This is a genomic window from Citrobacter sp. Cpo030 (assembly GCF_030333005.1).
Classification (GTDB): Bacteria; Pseudomonadota; Gammaproteobacteria; order Enterobacterales; family Enterobacteriaceae; genus Citrobacter; species Citrobacter portucalensis.
Window position 1 is genome coordinate 100553 of the sequence record NZ_JAOWGT010000049.1, and the last position, 16183, is coordinate 116735.

Annotated in this window: 16 protein-coding genes; 6 read left to right on the forward strand and 10 right to left on the reverse strand. The window is 50.5% G+C overall.

Going from position 1 to position 16183, the window contains the following annotated elements; genetic code table 11:
* Positions 1 to 48: 48 nt before the first annotated feature.
* The 5 genes from dmsD to OGY37_RS07340 all read right to left on the reverse strand — a co-directional run bounded on the left by dmsD (position 49) and on the right by OGY37_RS07340 (position 5085).
* Positions 49 to 663 (reverse strand): Tat proofreading chaperone DmsD, encoded by a 615-nt coding sequence (gene dmsD, locus OGY37_RS07320; protein WP_286620446.1) that lies wholly within the window; start codon positions 661 to 663, stop codon positions 49 to 51.
* Positions 664 to 705: 42 nt separating this feature from the next.
* Complete coding sequence (locus OGY37_RS07325; RefSeq protein ID WP_286620448.1) at positions 706 to 1560, reverse strand: dimethyl sulfoxide reductase anchor subunit family protein; 855 nt, start codon at positions 1558 to 1560, stop codon at positions 706 to 708.
* A 1-nt stretch (position 1561) separates the two neighbouring features.
* On the reverse strand, positions 1562 to 2179 hold the full coding sequence (gene dmsB, locus OGY37_RS07330; protein WP_042308489.1) for a dimethylsulfoxide reductase iron-sulfur subunit DmsB: 618 nt from the start codon (positions 2177 to 2179) through the stop codon (positions 1562 to 1564).
* Between the two features lie 10 nt (positions 2180 to 2189).
* Positions 2190 to 4628: a selenate/tellurate reductase subunit YnfE gene (ynfE, locus tag OGY37_RS07335; RefSeq protein ID WP_286620451.1), complete on the reverse strand. Its 2439-nt coding sequence runs from the start codon at positions 4626 to 4628 to the stop codon at positions 2190 to 2192.
* A 148-nt stretch (positions 4629 to 4776) separates the two neighbouring features.
* Positions 4777 to 5085 (reverse strand): DUF1161 domain-containing protein, encoded by a 309-nt coding sequence (locus tag OGY37_RS07340; RefSeq protein WP_286620453.1) that lies wholly within the window; start codon positions 5083 to 5085, stop codon positions 4777 to 4779.
* Between the two features lie 102 nt (positions 5086 to 5187).
* Here OGY37_RS07340 and OGY37_RS07345 point away from each other — a divergent pair, with 102 nt between their 5' ends.
* Complete coding sequence (locus tag OGY37_RS07345) at positions 5188 to 5898, forward strand: YnfC family lipoprotein (protein WP_149384280.1); 711 nt, start codon at positions 5188 to 5190, stop codon at positions 5896 to 5898.
* A 6-nt stretch (positions 5899 to 5904) separates the two neighbouring features.
* Here the strand turns inward: OGY37_RS07345 and speG are convergent, their stop codons facing one another.
* Entirely contained in the window at positions 5905 to 6465 is a 561-nt protein-coding gene (speG, locus tag OGY37_RS07350; RefSeq protein ID WP_003832900.1) for a spermidine N1-acetyltransferase, read from the reverse strand.
* Positions 6466 to 6500: 35 nt separating this feature from the next.
* Entirely contained in the window at positions 6501 to 6842 is a 342-nt protein-coding gene (locus OGY37_RS07355) for a DUF1283 family protein (protein ID WP_003032382.1), read from the reverse strand.
* A 153-nt stretch (positions 6843 to 6995) separates the two neighbouring features.
* Here OGY37_RS07355 and OGY37_RS07360 point away from each other — a divergent pair, with 153 nt between their 5' ends.
* The 4 genes from OGY37_RS07360 (at position 6996) to OGY37_RS07375 (ending at position 11667) form a co-directional block, all read left to right on the forward strand.
* Positions 6996 to 7322: a YnfA family protein gene (locus tag OGY37_RS07360; RefSeq protein ID WP_044699845.1), complete on the forward strand. Its 327-nt coding sequence runs from the start codon at positions 6996 to 6998 to the stop codon at positions 7320 to 7322.
* A gap of 107 nt (positions 7323 to 7429) precedes the next feature.
* A complete protein-coding gene (rspA, locus tag OGY37_RS07365) occupies positions 7430 to 8644 on the forward strand; it encodes a starvation-sensing protein RspA (protein WP_003832907.1) in 1215 nt (404 codons plus the stop codon).
* Between the two features lie 60 nt (positions 8645 to 8704).
* Positions 8705 to 10039 carry an MFS transporter gene (locus OGY37_RS07370; protein ID WP_063941577.1) on the forward strand — a complete coding sequence of 445 codons (1335 nt, stop codon included), beginning with the start codon at positions 8705 to 8707 and terminating at the stop codon, positions 10037 to 10039.
* 161 nt (positions 10040 to 10200) lie between these two features.
* On the forward strand, positions 10201 to 11667 hold the full coding sequence (locus OGY37_RS07375; RefSeq protein WP_286620455.1) for a mannitol dehydrogenase family protein: 1467 nt from the start codon (positions 10201 to 10203) through the stop codon (positions 11665 to 11667).
* 74 nt (positions 11668 to 11741) lie between these two features.
* Here OGY37_RS07375 and ydfZ read toward each other — a convergent pair whose 3' ends face one another.
* The 3 genes from ydfZ to ydfG form a co-directional block, all read right to left on the reverse strand.
* Positions 11742 to 11945 (reverse strand): putative selenium delivery protein YdfZ, encoded by a 204-nt coding sequence (gene ydfZ / locus OGY37_RS07380; protein WP_003032393.1) that lies wholly within the window; start codon positions 11943 to 11945, stop codon positions 11742 to 11744.
* Positions 11946 to 12136: 191 nt separating this feature from the next.
* Positions 12137 to 12823, reverse strand: a complete 687-nt coding sequence (locus tag OGY37_RS07385) for a GntR family transcriptional regulator (RefSeq protein WP_003032396.1) — start codon at positions 12821 to 12823, stop codon at positions 12137 to 12139.
* Between the two features lie 86 nt (positions 12824 to 12909).
* On the reverse strand, positions 12910 to 13656 hold the full coding sequence (ydfG, locus tag OGY37_RS07390; protein ID WP_032943401.1) for a bifunctional NADP-dependent 3-hydroxy acid dehydrogenase/3-hydroxypropionate dehydrogenase YdfG: 747 nt from the start codon (positions 13654 to 13656) through the stop codon (positions 12910 to 12912).
* Between the two features lie 137 nt (positions 13657 to 13793).
* On the opposite strand from ydfG, the gene dcp reads away from it, so the two are divergent.
* Positions 13794 to 15839, forward strand: a complete 2046-nt coding sequence (dcp, locus tag OGY37_RS07395) for a peptidyl-dipeptidase Dcp (RefSeq protein ID WP_148361995.1) — start codon at positions 13794 to 13796, stop codon at positions 15837 to 15839.
* Positions 15840 to 16183: the final 344 nt, after the last annotated feature.

Genomic DNA, 16183 nt, shown 5'->3' on the forward strand with positions numbered 1-16183 from the left:
CAACAGGATGATGCACCACAGGCAGGACAATTCCTGCCTGTGACGAAATTAACGGAACAAAGGCTTATCGGCTACCGGGAGCAGTAACTGTGATTGCCACTGTGCCAGCGTCAGACGCGCCAGCTCACCCAGCGCCTGGTAGAACGGGTGGTCGGCTTTTTCGATAAACACATTAAGAAAGCGTGATGACCATGGGAAGAGATGCCAGGCCAGCAGTTGCTCGCACTCGGTGTGGCGTTCGTTCTCGGCAAGCCAGGCCGTCAGCAACAGCAGCGAACCAAAGTGATCTTCTGGCTCATTTTGCTGCATCGCAAACTGGATGCCGTTGTCCCGCATCCACTGACGTAATGCCAGCGTGGAGTCGCCAAACAACACGTTTTCACGATCCAGCCAGACGGATCCCCATGGCGGAGAAGGGAGCGCATAAGGACCAACAAACAGACGTTGCCAGGCCTGCGGGAGAGACTCATCGGCCTCAGCCTGAAACTGAGCGGCTAACGGCGAAAGCGTTGTCTTTTCAAGCGGCCACTGCGCCTGCCAGCCATCGGTTCTTAACGCACTGACCAGTGCCGAAGCTTCGGCACTGTCTGGGGCATAGTAAAACAGCGCGCCGAGCACACGCACTGCAGTAGAAAAGTTGTCTCGTTGTGAAAAATGGGTCATGCAAACAATCCTGAACAGTGCGGGTTGCCCCGCACCCGAAAGTTAACCTGCGACAGCCATTCCGACTGTCATATGTAAACCGTAAAATAATCCGCGGCCAATGATTTCACCGACAAGCACCAGAATTAATCCGAGTGCCAACCCGCCAACGGACGGTCCTTTGCAACGGATCAACGGACATATCCAGCAACCCAGACCCGCAGCCAGCAGCAGGACTCGCCAGACCTGTAAACTGCCGTAGTCGGGAACCAGCGCGCTGGCGGATTGTACCGAACTGTGGATCTCGCCGAGTGACAGTCCCTGCAGCACAATAACCGCCACGGTCACCAGCAGGGCCAGCACGCTGATACCGGCGAATCTGGCGGCGTTAAAAGAAACACCTGCAGCACGCAGCAGCAGAGCGGCAAAAAGCGGTCCACTGAGCAGCATCGTCATGAAAAATGCCAGTGTAGTATAGCCGTTATACCAGGTTGGGACGGTGTCTATCTGGTAGACGTTGGTCATCGCAAAGACAAATACCAGGCCCAGCAGCATGCTCAACAGCAGCCAGATTTTACCTAACGCTGCGGGCATTTTACCGAGAAACGCCACCAGCCACCACAAGCCCCCGACGGCGAAAAACAGTGAACCACTGGCGATTTCGTTACTCAGCGCCGATGCGCCAATTCTGTTCAGTGAGTTAAACGCGCGCAGCGGCGAACCTAAATGCATGACCGAGGCGAGAAAGGCGATGCCCATCACCAGCCAGAGAAAAAACATACTGCGAACGATACGTCGTTTTACCAGCTTGTCTTTAGCGGTCAGCCAGCCGTAACCACTTACGATCAGCGCCCCTGCTACGCACTGGCCCAGCACCGTGAACAGTACCAGCGGCCATTCATGCCATCCATTTCCCATTTTACACCTCCTTTGGATTAGCCAGAAAACCCGTGGTATCCCCGGTCGGGCGGCAATTGGCGTTTGGTTTGATCACAATACTCGGTTTGGTGAAGTGCGCACCCGGCAGCGGGGCAACGGCTGCCAGCTCACCATGTTTTTTGCGCAGTTCGTCGATGGGGCCAAAATCCAGCGCACGCAGCGGACAGGACTCGACGCAGATGGGCTTTTTGCCGTCTGCCACGCGGTCATGACAGCCATCGCACTTGGTCATATGTCCTTTCGCAGCATTGTACTGTGGCGCACCGTATGGGCAGGCCATATGACAGTAGCGACAGCCAATGCACACGTCTTCATCGACCACCACAAAACCATCCTCACGCTTATGCATAGCCCCACTAGGACAAACCTTGGTGCAGGCCGGATCCTCGCAGTGGTTACAGGAGATAGAGAGATAGTAGGCAAAAACGTTCTGGTGCCAGACGCCGTTGTCTTCCTGCCAGTCACCACCTGCGTATTCGTAAATCCGTCGGAAACTGACGTCGGGAGTGAGGTCTTTGTAGTCTTTGCAGGCCAGCTCGCAGGTTTTGCACCCGGTGCAACGACTGGAATCAATAAAAAATCCATACTGAGTTGTCATGGGTTAGTCCTTAAACCTTCTCGATCTCGACCAGATTAGTGTGCTGTGGGTTGCCTTTTGCCAGCGGTGAAGGGCGCTGTGTTGTCAGCGTATTGACGCAGGCGCCATGGTCAATTTTGTCGCCGGCCATATCGGCATCGTGCCATGCACCCTGGCCCATTGCGCTGACGCCAGGCAGGATCCGTGGCGTTACTTTGGCCGGAATACGTACTTCACCGCGGTCGTTAAAGACCCGCACCATATCGCCATTTGCAATACCACGCTTTTGGGCATCGACGGGGTTGATCCACACATCCTGACGACAGGACGCTTGCAGAACATCGATATTGCCGTAGCTGGAGTGCGTACGGGATTTGTAATGGAAGCCAAACAACTGCAGCGGAAATGCGCTACGTTTAGGATCGTCCCACCCTTCAAACGTGGAGGCGTAGACGGGAAGCGGGCTAATTACTTCGTCCTTCTGCAATTCCCAGGTGCTGGCAATTTTTGCCAGTCGGCTGGAGTAAATTTCAATCTTTCCTGACGGAGTTTTGAGCGGATTTGCCTGCGGATCGTCGCGGAATTTTTTATAAGCGACAAAGTGTCCATTAGGATCTTTGCGTTTATAGATCCCCATTTTTTTCAGCTCGTCATAAGAAGGGAGCGCGGGGTCCTTGGCCAGCATTTTTGCATACAGATACTGGAGCCACTGTTCCTGGGTACGACCCTCCGTAAACCGTTGATAAATGTCATCGCCAAGACGTTTTGCGACTTCACTCATTATCCAGTAGATCGGTTTGCGCTCGAATTTCGGTGACGTCGCGGGTTGAATAAAAATGAGGTACCCCATGTTGCCCGCATAGTCGTTAGGAATAATGTCTTCCTGTTCGACGGTCATTAGGTCCGGCAGCAGAATATCGGCATATTTCGCCGAGGAAGTCATGAAGTTTTCGATGACCACTATCATTTCGCATTTCGTATCATCCTGAAGGATCTCATGCGTTTTATTGATATCTGAATGCTGATTAGTAATGGTGTTGCCCGCGTAGTTCCAGATAAATTTAATCGGTACATCGAGCTTATCTTTCCCGCGCACGCCATCGCGGGTTGCAGTCATTTCCGGGCCACGGGCGATGGCGTCGGTCCAGCTAAAGCAGGATATCTGTGTCTTGATGGGATTATCCGGCAGCGGCATGCGTTCAATCGTGATGGTGTAGGTTGATTCTCGTGCACCGCTATTGCCACCGTTGATGCCAACGTTGCCGGTCAGGATTGGCAGCATCGCGATCGCGCGCGAAGTCAGTTCGCCGTTAGCCTGACGTTGTGGACCCCTACCCTGACAAATATACGCCGGTTTTGTACTACCGATTTCTCTTGCCAGTTTAATGATGCGCTCGGCCGGGATCCCGGTGACATGCGAGGCCCATTGGGGCGTTTTAGCGATACCGTCATCGCCGTTGCCTAGTATATAGGCCTTGTAGTGTCCGTTAGCCGGGGCGTCGGCGGGTAGGGTTTTCTCGTCATAACCGATGCAATATGTGTCGAGGAACGCCTGGTCGACAAGATCTTCGTTAATCAGGACCCATGCGATTCCCGCCACGAGTGCGGCATCGGTTCCCGGACGAATAGGGATCCACTCATCTTCACGACCCGCAGCGGTATCGGTATAACGTGGGTCGATGACGATCATGCGAGCGTTAGAACGCTCCCGGGCCTGTTCAAGGAAGTAAGTTATTCCGCCGCCGCTCATGCGCGTTTCGGCAGGGTTATTGCCGAACATCACCACCAGCTTCGTGTTTTCAATGTCGGAGGTACTGTTGCCGTCATTTGAGCCGTAGGTGTAAGGCATTGCCGCCGCGATTTGTGCGGTACTGTAGGTGCCGTAATGGCTCAGGAATCCGCCATAGCAGTTCATCAGGCGAGCAACCAGCGAGGCATAAGGGGAGGAGCGAGTAATATTGCCGCCGACAATGCCAGAGGTGTAGTTGATATACACGGCCTCATTACCGTATTTCTGTACGGTATTTTTTAAACTGGTGCTGATGGTATCCAGCGCTTCCTGCCAGGTTATACGTTCGAATTTACCCTCACCGCGTTTGCCCACACGCTTCATAGGATAATTGAGGCGATCCGGATGATTGATCCGTCGACGGATTGAGCGTCCACGCAAACAGGCACGCACCTGGTGCTGACCATAAATATCGTCTCCGGTCGTATCGGACTCCACCCATACGACCTCGTCATCTTTGACGTGCAGTTGCAGGGCACAACGGCTGCCGCAGTTTACGGAACAAGCGCCCCAAACCACTTTCTCTTCAGCCGGTTGTATCGCCTGTTGTACCGCAGCCGCTGCGGTGCGCATTCCAAAAGGTAACGATAACCCACCAGCGGCAAGTGCCAACGAACCTATAGCCGAGGATTTCACTAACATCCTGCGGCTAATGCCTCCATATTGCTCAGTATCAGACATAACTCACTCCATTCTAGTTATCGCTATATATTAATTTCTACAACGAAATTAATAGCATGCTAATAATAGAGTGAGTTTACCCATTTATGAGTATGGCATCTTAATGCATATCAAACTGGAGTAACCCTCCGCGTACGGAGGGTATGATTTATTGCGGTTCGGCGACGTGCCCGTCCTGTGCAGGCGAGCTGTTGGCAGGGGCGTTGCCACTGTTAGTTCGGGTGTAGAGAATTTTGTGCGTATCGTTTGCACAATGTCCTACCACCAGTGAATCAGGTTGATCGGCCTGATCGTTGGGGACAATGTTCAGCGTAAAGCTGGACTCTGCAACGCCATTATTAATGATGCGCTGTTCGATATCGCTCTTCACGCGTTCACATGACGCGGGTGCCGCCAGAACCTGTGGAGACGCTGTTACCAGTAAGATCGCGGCAATTCCTGTTATGTATTTCATCATCAGCTCCTTTATGATCGACATAGACTAAGATTAGCATTTCTGGTGTAAATAACTGTATTTGCTAATATGATTGAGAATTATCTTCTTATTCCGGTGAAAAATGTGAAGAAACAGACCCTGTTAGGTTTCCTGTGTGTCGTGCTGGTCGGGTGTGATAACGCCAAAGGACTGGTTTCCTTTACGCCGGAAATGGCCAGTTTTTCCAATGAATTTGATTTCGATCCGCTGCGTGGGCCGGTGAAAGATTTCAGCCAGACGCTGCTTAATGATAAAGGTGAGGTCACTAAGCGCGTTGTTGGTACGCTGTCACAGGAAGGGTGTTTCGATACGCTTGAACTGCACGATATTGAAAACAATACCGGTATGGCGCTGGTCCTGGATGCAAACTACTACCGGGATGCCGAAACGCTGGAAAAACGGATCCGTTTACAGGGCAAATGCCAACTGGCGGAACTGCCAGCGGCAGGAGTGGTGTGGGATACCGACGATAACGGTTTTGTCGTTTCTGCCACGGGGAAAGAGATGAAGGTGCAGTATCGATATGATGCGGAAGGCTACCCGCTGGGTAAAACAACCGTCAATAAGGACAATACCTTACAGGTTGATGCCAAGCCGTCGGTCGACCCGTTGAAGAAGCTGGATTACACCGCGGTGAGTCTGCTCAACAATCATCCGTTAGGCAATGTCAAACAAACGTGTAAATACGATGAATACGCAAATCCGGTCAACTGCCAGCTCGTTATCGTTGACGAGAGCGTGAAGCCGGCAGTTGAACATCATTACTCGATTGAAAACACTATCGATTACTACTAATCGCCTTTACTGAGCGGTAGGTTGCAACAGGTTAGGGCCTGCCGTTTTGTGTTCTGCCAGATACTGCTGCTGGAAGATGCACATGCGGATAGTGTTGCGGTATTGGCCGTTGATAAAGAATTCATGAATCAGCTCACCTTCCACCATAAAACCGAGTTTGCGGTAAATGTGGATAGCTTTTTCGTTCTCTTTATCAACGATTAAATACAGCTTATAGAGGTTGAGTACAGTAAAGCCGTAATCCATCGCAAGCTTTGCCGCCCTTGAGGCAAGACCCTTCCCCTGATACTCCGGCGAAATAATGATCTGAAATTCGGCCCGGCGGTGCACATGGTTAATTTCAACCAGCTCCACCAGACCGGCTTTTTCACCGTCGCATTCCACCACGAAGCGACGTTCGCTTTGGTCGTGGATATGCTTGTCATACAGATCTGACAGCTCAACAAACGCTTCGTAAGGTTCTTCAAACCAGTAACGCATTACGCTGGCGTTATTATCAAGCTGATGGACGAATCGTAAATCTTCACGCTCCAGCGGGCGCAACTTAACACTGAGGGCGCTAGTCATATCGTATCCTTTCAATATCCTTCAAAGTGCAATGATTATGGGGCAACGGTGCGGCCAGTACGGCGGTCGAGGCAGCGCAGGGTGTTAGGTTCCCAGTACGCATTAATATTAGCGCTCTGTTCGCACTTATCACGGCTATCAAAGGCCGTATCGGCTTTGTCCCATTCTTTCTCTGCACGTTTATTGACTTTCTGGCGAAGCTGACGCGTATCGTTCCATTGTTCCTTTTCCATTGCGGCTTGTTGACGACTTTGCGCACTGTCTCCGGATTCAATGACCAGTTTACTGGTTTCAGCAAATGCGGAAGAGGTGTACACAGCCGCAGCCAGCGTCAGCATAGCCGTCAGGCACAGGCGTTTGGTCAGTGTAATTTTCATGGTGAATTCCTTTTATGGGAAAGGGTAAAAACGATAAAACAGGGTTAAATTCTACACTATTCCAGTTTGCGGGCATACCCACCCGGTAGATATGGATACGCTAACGAGATTCTGTCGTATCATGGTTAAACCGAAGGTAACTGAATAACATCAATGCTTAAGACCACATTTCTTTTTTTCGTCACTGCGTTATGCGAAATCATTGGCTGCTTTTTACCCTGGCTTTGGCTTAAGCGAGGGGCTACAGCCTGGTTGCTGATACCCGCCGGGGTGTCACTGGCTTTATTCGTCTGGTTGCTGACATTGCATCCGGCAGCAAGCGGGCGTGTATACGCAGCCTATGGCGGGGTTTACGTGGTGACCGCGCTGCTATGGCTACGTATTGTCGATGGTGTAAAACTCAGTTTGTATGACTGGTCTGGCGCGCTGGTGGCGTTGTGCGGCATGTTGATCATTGTGGCTGGGTGGGGGCGCGCATAGCGCCTTTTTTGTGATCAAACAGCGTTTTTTTGATCTTTATACTTGTATGGTAGTAGCTCAGTTGAGTAAATTTCCTGCATCACAAGAACAGATGTAAGGAATAAAAAATGAAGATTGTTGGGGCTGAGGTGTTTGTCACCTGTCCGGGGCGTAATTTTGTGACGTTGAAAATCACGACAGAAGATGGCATCACCGGGCTGGGAGATGCCACGTTAAATGGGCGCGAGCTTTCCGTGGCGTCCTATCTGAAAGATCACGTGTGTCCGCAGCTTATTGGTCGCGATGCGCATCGTATTGAGGACATCTGGCAGTTTTTTTACAAAGGCGCGTACTGGCGTCGTGGTCCGGTCACTATGTCGGCGATTTCCGCCGTGGATATGGCTCTCTGGGACATCAAAGCGAAAGCGGCGAATATGCCATTGTACCAGTTGCTCGGTGGCGCTTCTCGCGAAGGGGTTATGGTCTACTGCCACACCACAGGCCATACCGTTGATGATGTACTCGAAGATTATGCGCGTCATAAAGAGATGGGCTTTAAAGCGATTCGCGTGCAGTGCGGCGTGCCGGGCATGAAAACCACTTACGGTATGTCTAAGGGCAAAGGACTGGCCTATGAACCCGCCACCAAAGGGCAATGGCCGGAAGAGCAGTTGTGGTCAACGGAGAAATACCTGGATTTCACACCAAAATTGTTTGCTGCCGTGCGTGACAAGTTTGGTTTCAACGAACATCTCCTGCACGATATGCACCACCGCCTGACGCCAATTGAAGCGGCCCGTTTTGGCAAAAGCATTGAACAGTACCGTTTGTTCTGGATGGAAGACCCAACGCCAGCTGAAAACCAGGAGTGCTTCCGCCTGATCCGCCAGCATACGGTCACGCCGATTGCGGTAGGGGAAGTGTTCAACAGTATCTGGGACTGTAAACAGCTTATTGAAGAACAACTGATCGACTATATCCGCACCACCATCACCCATGCGGGTGGTATCACCGGTATGCGCCGGATTGCCGATTTCGCGTCGCTGTATCAGGTTCGTACCGGTTCACATGGACCTTCCGATCTGTCGCCTGTGTGCATGGCCGCCGCGCTGCATTTTGATCTGTGGGTGCCGAACTTCGGCGTACAGGAATATATGGGCTATTCCGAGCAAATGCTGGAAGTGTTCCCACATAACTGGACCTTTGATAACGGCTATATGCACCCAGGAGACAAACCTGGTCTTGGGATCGAGTTTGACGAAAAACTGGCGGCGAAATATCCGTATGACCCTGCATATCTGCCCGTTGCTCGCCTGGAAGATGGCACGCTGTGGAACTGGTAAATATAAATTTTACGTACGAAAGATGTTGATTAACCCAATACCCTACAGAAGGTTAAACTTATGGTTAGTTCAGTCGATATTAAAGATAACGTAGATAATAAGCCCATTATTCGCCGAGTGGCTTCAGCATCCGCAATTGGTACAGCAGCTGAGTATTATGATTTTTTTGCATACGGGACAGCTGCTGTACTCTTTTTTGGTCATTTATTTTTCCCAAGTGATGATCCGTTAATAAGTACTCTCGCTGCTTTTGCAACCTATGCTGTTGGTTTCCTCGCAAGACCATTAGGAGGAATTGTCTTTGGTCATATTGGCGATAAGGTTGGGCGTAAAAAAGCACTGGTTATTACCATATTAATTGTAGGTTTGGGGACGTTTTGTATCGGGTTATTACCTACATATGAGAAAATTGGTGTCTGGGCTCCAGCTTTACTTATTTTTATTCGTGTATTACAGGGATTTGGTGTTGGAGGAGAGCAAGCCGGTGCAGTACTGATGACTGCTGAATATTCTGAACCCAAAAATCGTGGATTTTTTTCCAGTTGGGTTCAAATTGGTGCCCCGGTTGGTTTTCTTCTGCCGTTAGCACTCTTTGCGCTGTTAAATGCCACACTTTCTCCAGAGGCAATGATGGATTACGGGTGGCGTATACCGTTCCTTTTGAGTCTGTTACTGGTTATTGTAGGGCTGTTTATCCGCTTAAAAATTGATGAGTCACCGGTCTTTGCTCAGATTAGGGAGACAAAAGCAGAAGAATCACGTCCATTAGTTGAAGTTATCCGCGATTTTCCTGGCATTGTTGTCAAGGGGGTCTGTGCGAAACTAATTGAAGCTTGCACATTTGCAATGTTCACAGTGATTGTTTTGGCTTACGGTAAGGCAAACAATCTTGATGCTAATATTTTGATGGAGACAATGATCGTTGCGGTCATAATAGAAATCATTGCAATACCGTTGATGGGGTCGCTATGCGATAAAATTGGACGTAAACCAGTTTATATTATCGGCGCGTTGCTGCAGGTCGTTATGATTATTCCTTTCTTTCTTGCGATTAATCAGGATAGTTTTTGGCTTACACAAATAGTAATGATCCTGGTTCTGAGTATTGGGCATAGTATGTGCTACGCACCTCAGGCCTCTTATTTTCCAGAGCTTTTCCCAACTCATATTCGCTGTAGCGGAATAGCATTAATTTGGCAACTGGGGTCGCTAATAGGCAGCGGGATTCTTGGCTTAGTAGCAGTAAAAATTCTGCAAGTAACAGGTGGACATTACTATGGACTTGCAACCTATGTGATTGTGCTTGGAGTTATTTCAATTATTGGTTTGTTGATGATGCCGGAAACTGCACCGCAAAGACTTAAACGTGAATATCAGCAGTGGCAGAAACACTAATATCGATTGGCGGCAGTATGCCGCCAAACTCACCGATTTTGGTTCATAACTCAATAAATGATGTCATACCAATCATAAAAAGCTTAATGCAAATCAAAACATACAACCATACAGGCGTTACTCTGGAACAGTCCTGATTTCATTTATAAGTAGGCCATACCATGCAAAATAAGCTCTTAGCGGCAAAGGCTGCACTTCCTGACTACGATCGTTCAAAACTGGTTCCGCGTATTGTTCATCTGGGGTTTGGCGCGTTTCACCGCGCACATCAGGGGGTTTACGCTGACATTCTGGCCGCCGATCACGGCAGTGACTGGGGCTACTGCGAAGTGAACCTGATTGGCGGCGAGCAGCAGATTTTCGATCTGAAACAGCAAGATAATCTGTATACCGTTGCAGAGATGTCTGCTGATGCCTGGACTGCGAGAGTCGTGGGCGTGGTGAAAAATGCATTGCATGCGCAGGTTGATGGTCTGGAAAGCGTACTGGCAGCGATGTGTGAACCGCAGGTCGCGATCGTTTCCCTGACCATCACCGAGAAAGGATACTGCCATTCTCCGGCGACCGGCCAACTGATGTTAGACAATCCAATGATTGCAGCCGATCTGCAAAACCCCAAACAGCCTAAAACTGCGCCGGGCGTGGTGGTTGAAGCTCTGGCGCGTCGCAAAGCTGCGGGTTTAGCCGCCTTTACCGTGATGTCCTGCGATAACATGCCAGAAAACGGTCATGTGATGCGCAATGTTGTCACTGCATATGCCCGAGCGGTGGATATGGAACTGGCCGCGTGGATCGAACAACATGTGACATTCCCATCAACAATGGTTGACCGCATTGTCCCGGCGGTTACGCAGGAGACGCTGGACAAAATTGAGCATATAACCGGTGTACGCGACCCGGCAGGCGTGGCATGCGAACCGTTCCGTCAGTGGGTTATTGAAGATAACTTTGTCGCCGGCCGTCCTGAATGGGAAAAGGCCGGGGCGGAACTGGTGGCTGATGTCATTCCGTTTGAAGAGATGAAACTGCGTATGCTCAACGGCAGTCACTCTTTCCTTGCGTATCTTGGGTATCTTGCGGGGTATCAACATATTAACGATTGCATGGGCGATGAAAACTATCGTCTTGCTGCCCGTGCGCTGATGTTGCAGGAACAAGCACCCACGTTGAAAGTAAAAGGTGTCGACCTACAGCGCTATGCCGATCTGTTAATTGAGCGCTACAGCAATCCGGCGCTGCGCCATCGTACCTGGCAGATCGCCATGGACGGCAGCCAAAAACTACCGCAGCGTATGCTTGATTCCATTCGTTGGCACATTGTGCACGGTAGTGACTTTGCGCTGCTGGCGCTCGGTGTGGCTGGATGGATGCGCTACGTCGGTGGTGTGGATGAACAGGACCAGGCGATTGAAATTAGCGATCCACTGTTGCCGGTGATCCAGAATGCGGTGCGTAGCAGTCACGAGGGCGAAGAGCGCGTTCAGGCGCTGCTGGCAATCGATGCTATTTTCGGTCGCGAACTGCCGCAGGTTGAACTGTTCAACCGTCAGGTCACACAAGCGTATCTTGCTTTACTGGCTGAAGGGGCGAAGGCGACGGTTGCGAAGTATGCAGCAAAACTGAAGTAACGAAGAATATGTTTTATGTCGCCATCTGGCTTGCAACGGCCAGATGGCGCTGTGTTTTCTGGCATTCACACCAATTAGTTCATGCCTAAACGAATCAGCTCGAGGGGGGCGTATTTGCCTTCACATCCTTCGATTTCCACTGTTTTCCCGCGGCGAATCTGCTCAGCGGTCAGGCCATCGGTATCTATCGCTGTAATGCGGCCTGTGAGTCCGGTGTCGCTGATCATGACGCGGCTGCCAGTGGTGATTGCGTTACGGTTACGATCGTATGTTTTCATGGTGTTTTCTCCTCTCCAACTTACCGTCAAAGCCCGTGGGCTTTTAGTCCCACGTAACGGGCGCAATATAAATACGCTTCTCGTTAATGATTTTTTTTGTTTTCGATCAAAATCACAGCTTTTTTTATGCAGTTATGCGGGAGAGGGGAAAGCGCAGGAGAAACTCACCCCGGAGTGAGGTGAGCGTAGTATTAATCTTCGCTGAACCAGTCGCTATTTTCCTGACGAATAAGCTGAACGGACTCACCGATTTCCTGGAGATGGAGCATCATTGCGCGCTCGACCGCATCGCCATCATGCTTCTCAAGGGCGGCAAAAATATCGTGATGCTGGCGTAGCAGCATTTCAGGCGGGGAAATATGATCCAGGCTCATATAACGAACGCGGTCAATTGTTGCCTTAATATTCTCGACGGTATCCCAGGCGAGTTGGCACTCGGCGATTAAAGCCAGTTTCTGATGAAACTCATCATCAAGCTGGAAGAAATCATTGATTTGTTTTCGGTCAATTGCGATGCGCTGCTGATGCAAATTCTGTTCAAGCTGATAGCACTGCTGATCGTTGATCAGCGATGCGGCGCGGCGTACCACGGCACATTCAATCGCCTGGCGGACAAAACAACCATTTTGCACCTGCGACAGCGAAATCTTGTTCACGTAGCTGCCACGCTGCGGGCGGATCTGAATCAGGCCGTTTTCTGCCAGTTTGATGAATGCTTCTCGTACCGGTTGGCGTGACACATTAAAGCGTACGGAAACCTCTTTCTCCGACAGCGGTGTACCGGGTGCAATCAGACAATGCACGATATCACGGCGAAGAATACGGTAAATCTGTTGATTTACTGGCTGTGTAGGGTTGAGCTGCGTTTCTACGGTCATTCATTCTTACTTTTTAGAGAGTTAACCCGGATATTTTATCACTTCTTTCTGGCTATCTATACCCGGCGCAAGGCCGGGTAGAGAAATTAGCCCCGATGAATACTCAGCCCGGCAAAAGACTGTGTGACAGGCATCATTTCAAGGGTGTTGATATTGACATGAGCCGGTAAAGAAGCCACCCACCATACCGCTTCTGTAACATCTTGCGGAGTCAGCGCCGTGGTATTTTCGTAGGCTTTTTCAGCTTTGGCGTCATCACCTTTGAAACGGACATTAGAGAATTCCGTACCGCCAACCAGACCCGGCTCGATGTCGGTAACGCGAATTGCAGTGCCGTGTAAATCAGTACGTAAATTCAGGCTAAACTGGCGAACAAACGCTTTAGTCGCACCGTAGACGTTACCGCCAGCGTATGGCCAACTGCCCGCGGTAGAACCGATATTGATAATATGACCGCGGTTGCGTTCAACCATACCAGGCAGAACGGCACGGGTCATATAAACCAGCCCCTTGTTGTTGGTGTCGATCATATTCTCCCAGTCTTCAATGCTGGCCTTGTGAGCAGGCTCAAGGCCCAGCGCCAGACCTGCGTTGTTGACCAGAACATCAATATTGCGCCATTCTGCGGGTAAGGCGTCCATCATCTCTTCAATCGATGCACGATTACGTACGTCCAGTTGCGCGGTATAGAGGCGGTCACCCAATTCCTCTTTCAGTTCCTGCAGGCGCTCCTGGCGGCGTCCGGTGGCAATAACTTTATGCCCATTCTCAATAAAACGACGCGTAATGCACTCACCAAAACCTGCGGTTGCTCCGGTTACTAAAACGATCATCTCACTGTTCCTCAACGCTTTTTATGTCGTACTACCATAGCACGTCATTTCCGTTCAGAGCTATTCCTGCGTAACGCGATTGCGGTTGATTCCCGGGAAGTCTACTCTGGTAAACAAATCGTTTTCAGGAGTGGAAGATGTCGTTAACGAATCCCTTTTTACACCACAGCACATTGCCGTATCAGGCCCCGCAGTTTGATCAGATAGAGGTGCAGCACTATCGCCCAGCGTTCGATGAAGGCGTGCGGCAAAAACGTGCAGAGATCGAGGCGATTGTGCAAAACCCGCAGGCCCCTGATTTTGCCAATACGTTGCTGGCGCTTGAACAAAGCGGCACGCTGCTCACACGTGTAACCAGCATTTTCTTCGCGATGACGGCGGCACACACCAACGATGAACTACAGCGCCTTGACGAAGAATTTTCCGCGGAACTGGCGAGCCTTGCCAATGATATTTATCTCAATGGCGCGCTTTTTTCGCGCGTTGAAGCGGTCTGGCAACAGCGAGGTTCACTGGGGCTGGATAGCGAATCATCACGCTTGCTGGAGGTCATCCACCAGCGTTTTGTATTAGCCGGCGCGCGTCTGAATGAGGTCGATAAAGCAAACCTTAAAGCGCTCAATACAGAGTCCGCCACGTTGACCAGCCAGTTTAATCAACGGCTGCTGGCGGCGAACAAGTCCGGTGCTCTGGTGGTGGATGATGCACGTTACCTGGACGGACTTAGCGCAGAGGAAATTGCTGTTGCCGCCGAAGCTGCAAAGGAGAAAGGGCTTGAAGCGCGTTGGGTTATCCCGCTATTGAATACGACTCAGCAACCGGCGCTTGCGGCGTTACGCGATCGCCAGACCCGTGAGAATCTGTTCAACCGCGCATGGACGAGAGCAGAAAACAATGACGCTAACGATACTCGGGCGATTATTCAGCGACTGGTCGAGATCCGGATGCAGCAGGCGAAACTACTCGGTTTTGCCAATTACGCTGCATGGAAAATTGCCGATCAGATGGCAAAAACACCGGAGGCGGCACTGAATTTCATGCGGGCGATTGTTCCCGCTGCGCGAGCCAGGGCATTGGATGAACAGGCCGAAATCCAGAATGTTATCAATCACGAACAGGGGCAATTTAACGTCGAGGCCTGGGACTGGGCATTTTATGCCGAGCAGGTTCGTCGTGAGAAATATGCTCTTGATGAGGCGCAGCTCAAACCTTACTTTGCCCTTGATACGGTGCTGAACGAGGGCGTTTTCTGGACAGCTAATCAACTCTTTGGCATAAAATTTATAGAACGGTTCGACATTCCTGTTTATCACCCGGATGTTCGGGTATGGGAAATATTCGATCACGATGGCGTAGGGCTGGCGTTATTTTACGGCGATTTCTTTGCCCGGGAATCGAAAAGCGGTGGTGCCTGGATGGGCAATTTTGTTGAGCAATCGCAACTCAATGAAACCCGGCCGGTTATTTATAACGTGTGTAATTATCAAAAACCGACAAAGGGTCAGCCTGCATTGTTATTGTGGGATGATGTTATTACGTTATTTCATGAGTTTGGGCACACGTTGCACGGCCTGTTTGCCACTCAGCGTTATGCCACACTTTCAGGAACTAATACTCCGCGGGATTTTGTTGAGTTTCCTTCGCAGATCAACGAACACTGGGCGAGTCATCCGCAGGTCTTTGCTCGTTTTGCTCGTCATGTTGATACCGGGGAGCAAATGCCGCAGGCGTTGCGGGATAAGATGCAGCGGGCCAGCCTGTTTAACAAAGGTTACGACATGACCGAACTGCTCAGTGCCGCATTGCTGGATATGCGTTGGCACAGTCTGGAAAATAGCGCGTTATCTCTTTCGGTTGATCAATTTGAACAGCAGGCGCTGGCAGCAGAAGGTTTGGAACTCAAGGCTGTGCCGCCTCGTTATCGTAGCAGCTATTTTGCCCATATCTTCGGCGGCGGTTATGCCGCAGGTTATTACGCCTATTTGTGGACGCAAATGCTGGCCGATGATGGCTATCAGTGGTTTGTAGAGCAGGGCGGATTAACTCGTGAAAACGGGCAAAAGTTCCGTGAAGCTATTTTGTCCCGCGGTAACAGTACTGATTTAGCTGAACTCTATCACCAGTGGAGCGGGCGCGATCCCCGAATGGAGCCGATGCTGGAACATCGTGGTTTGAGCGCGTAAGGTTTGTTCAGAGGGGGAAAGTCCTCAATTCAGCTTAGCTAAACATAATGACGCCGATAAATTCATCATTGTGCTGAAAAGGGAATTACGCTGTAGGCCGGATAAGCGAAGCGCCATCCGGCTGCTTGTAACAGATTGCCGGATGGCGGCGTAAACGCCTTATCCGGCCTACTGCTCACTATCGTTTCGTGCATTCCCAACCGGGTGTAACGCCCGGTTTTTATATTACCTAAGAAATAACCTTGCAATTTAGGTCTCTAATCGGAAAAAGATAGCTATAAAAAGCTTAAAGCATACACATCAGCTTTCTTAGCGGTTTTTATCTATCCGCGAAAATAAAAGGC

What these genes read in the sequence shown, in the direction of transcription:
- dmsD (WP_286620446.1), bottom strand. Translation starts at nt 663, where the DNA reads ATGACCCATTTTTCACAACGAGACAACTTTTCTACTGCAGTGCGTGTG.
- OGY37_RS07325 (WP_286620448.1), bottom strand. Translation starts at nt 1,560, where the DNA reads ATGGGAAATGGATGGCATGAATGGCCGCTGGTACTGTTCACGGTGCTG.
- dmsB (WP_042308489.1), bottom strand. Translation starts at nt 2,179, where the DNA reads ATGACAACTCAGTATGGATTTTTTATTGATTCCAGTCGTTGCACCGGG.
- ynfE (WP_286620451.1), bottom strand. Translation starts at nt 4,628, where the DNA reads ATGTCTGATACTGAGCAATATGGAGGCATTAGCCGCAGGATGTTAGTG.
- OGY37_RS07340 (WP_286620453.1), bottom strand. Translation starts at nt 5,085, where the DNA reads ATGATGAAATACATAACAGGAATTGCCGCGATCTTACTGGTAACAGCG.
- speG (WP_003832900.1), bottom strand. Translation starts at nt 6,465, where the DNA reads ATGACTAGCGCCCTCAGTGTTAAGTTGCGCCCGCTGGAGCGTGAAGAT.
- OGY37_RS07355 (WP_003032382.1), bottom strand. Translation starts at nt 6,842, where the DNA reads ATGAAAATTACACTGACCAAACGCCTGTGCCTGACGGCTATGCTGACG.
- OGY37_RS07360 (WP_044699845.1), top strand. Translation starts at nt 6,996, where the DNA reads ATGCTTAAGACCACATTTCTTTTTTTCGTCACTGCGTTATGCGAAATC.
- rspA (WP_003832907.1), top strand. Translation starts at nt 7,430, where the DNA reads ATGAAGATTGTTGGGGCTGAGGTGTTTGTCACCTGTCCGGGGCGTAAT.
- OGY37_RS07370 (WP_063941577.1), top strand. Translation starts at nt 8,705, where the DNA reads ATGGTTAGTTCAGTCGATATTAAAGATAACGTAGATAATAAGCCCATT.
- OGY37_RS07375 (WP_286620455.1), top strand. Translation starts at nt 10,201, where the DNA reads ATGCAAAATAAGCTCTTAGCGGCAAAGGCTGCACTTCCTGACTACGAT.
- ydfZ (WP_003032393.1), bottom strand. Translation starts at nt 11,945, where the DNA reads ATGAAAACATACGATCGTAACCGTAACGCAATCACCACTGGCAGCCGC.
- OGY37_RS07385 (WP_003032396.1), bottom strand. Translation starts at nt 12,823, where the DNA reads ATGACCGTAGAAACGCAGCTCAACCCTACACAGCCAGTAAATCAACAG.
- ydfG (WP_032943401.1), bottom strand. Translation starts at nt 13,656, where the DNA reads ATGATCGTTTTAGTAACCGGAGCAACCGCAGGTTTTGGTGAGTGCATT.
- dcp (WP_148361995.1), top strand. Translation starts at nt 13,794, where the DNA reads ATGTCGTTAACGAATCCCTTTTTACACCACAGCACATTGCCGTATCAG.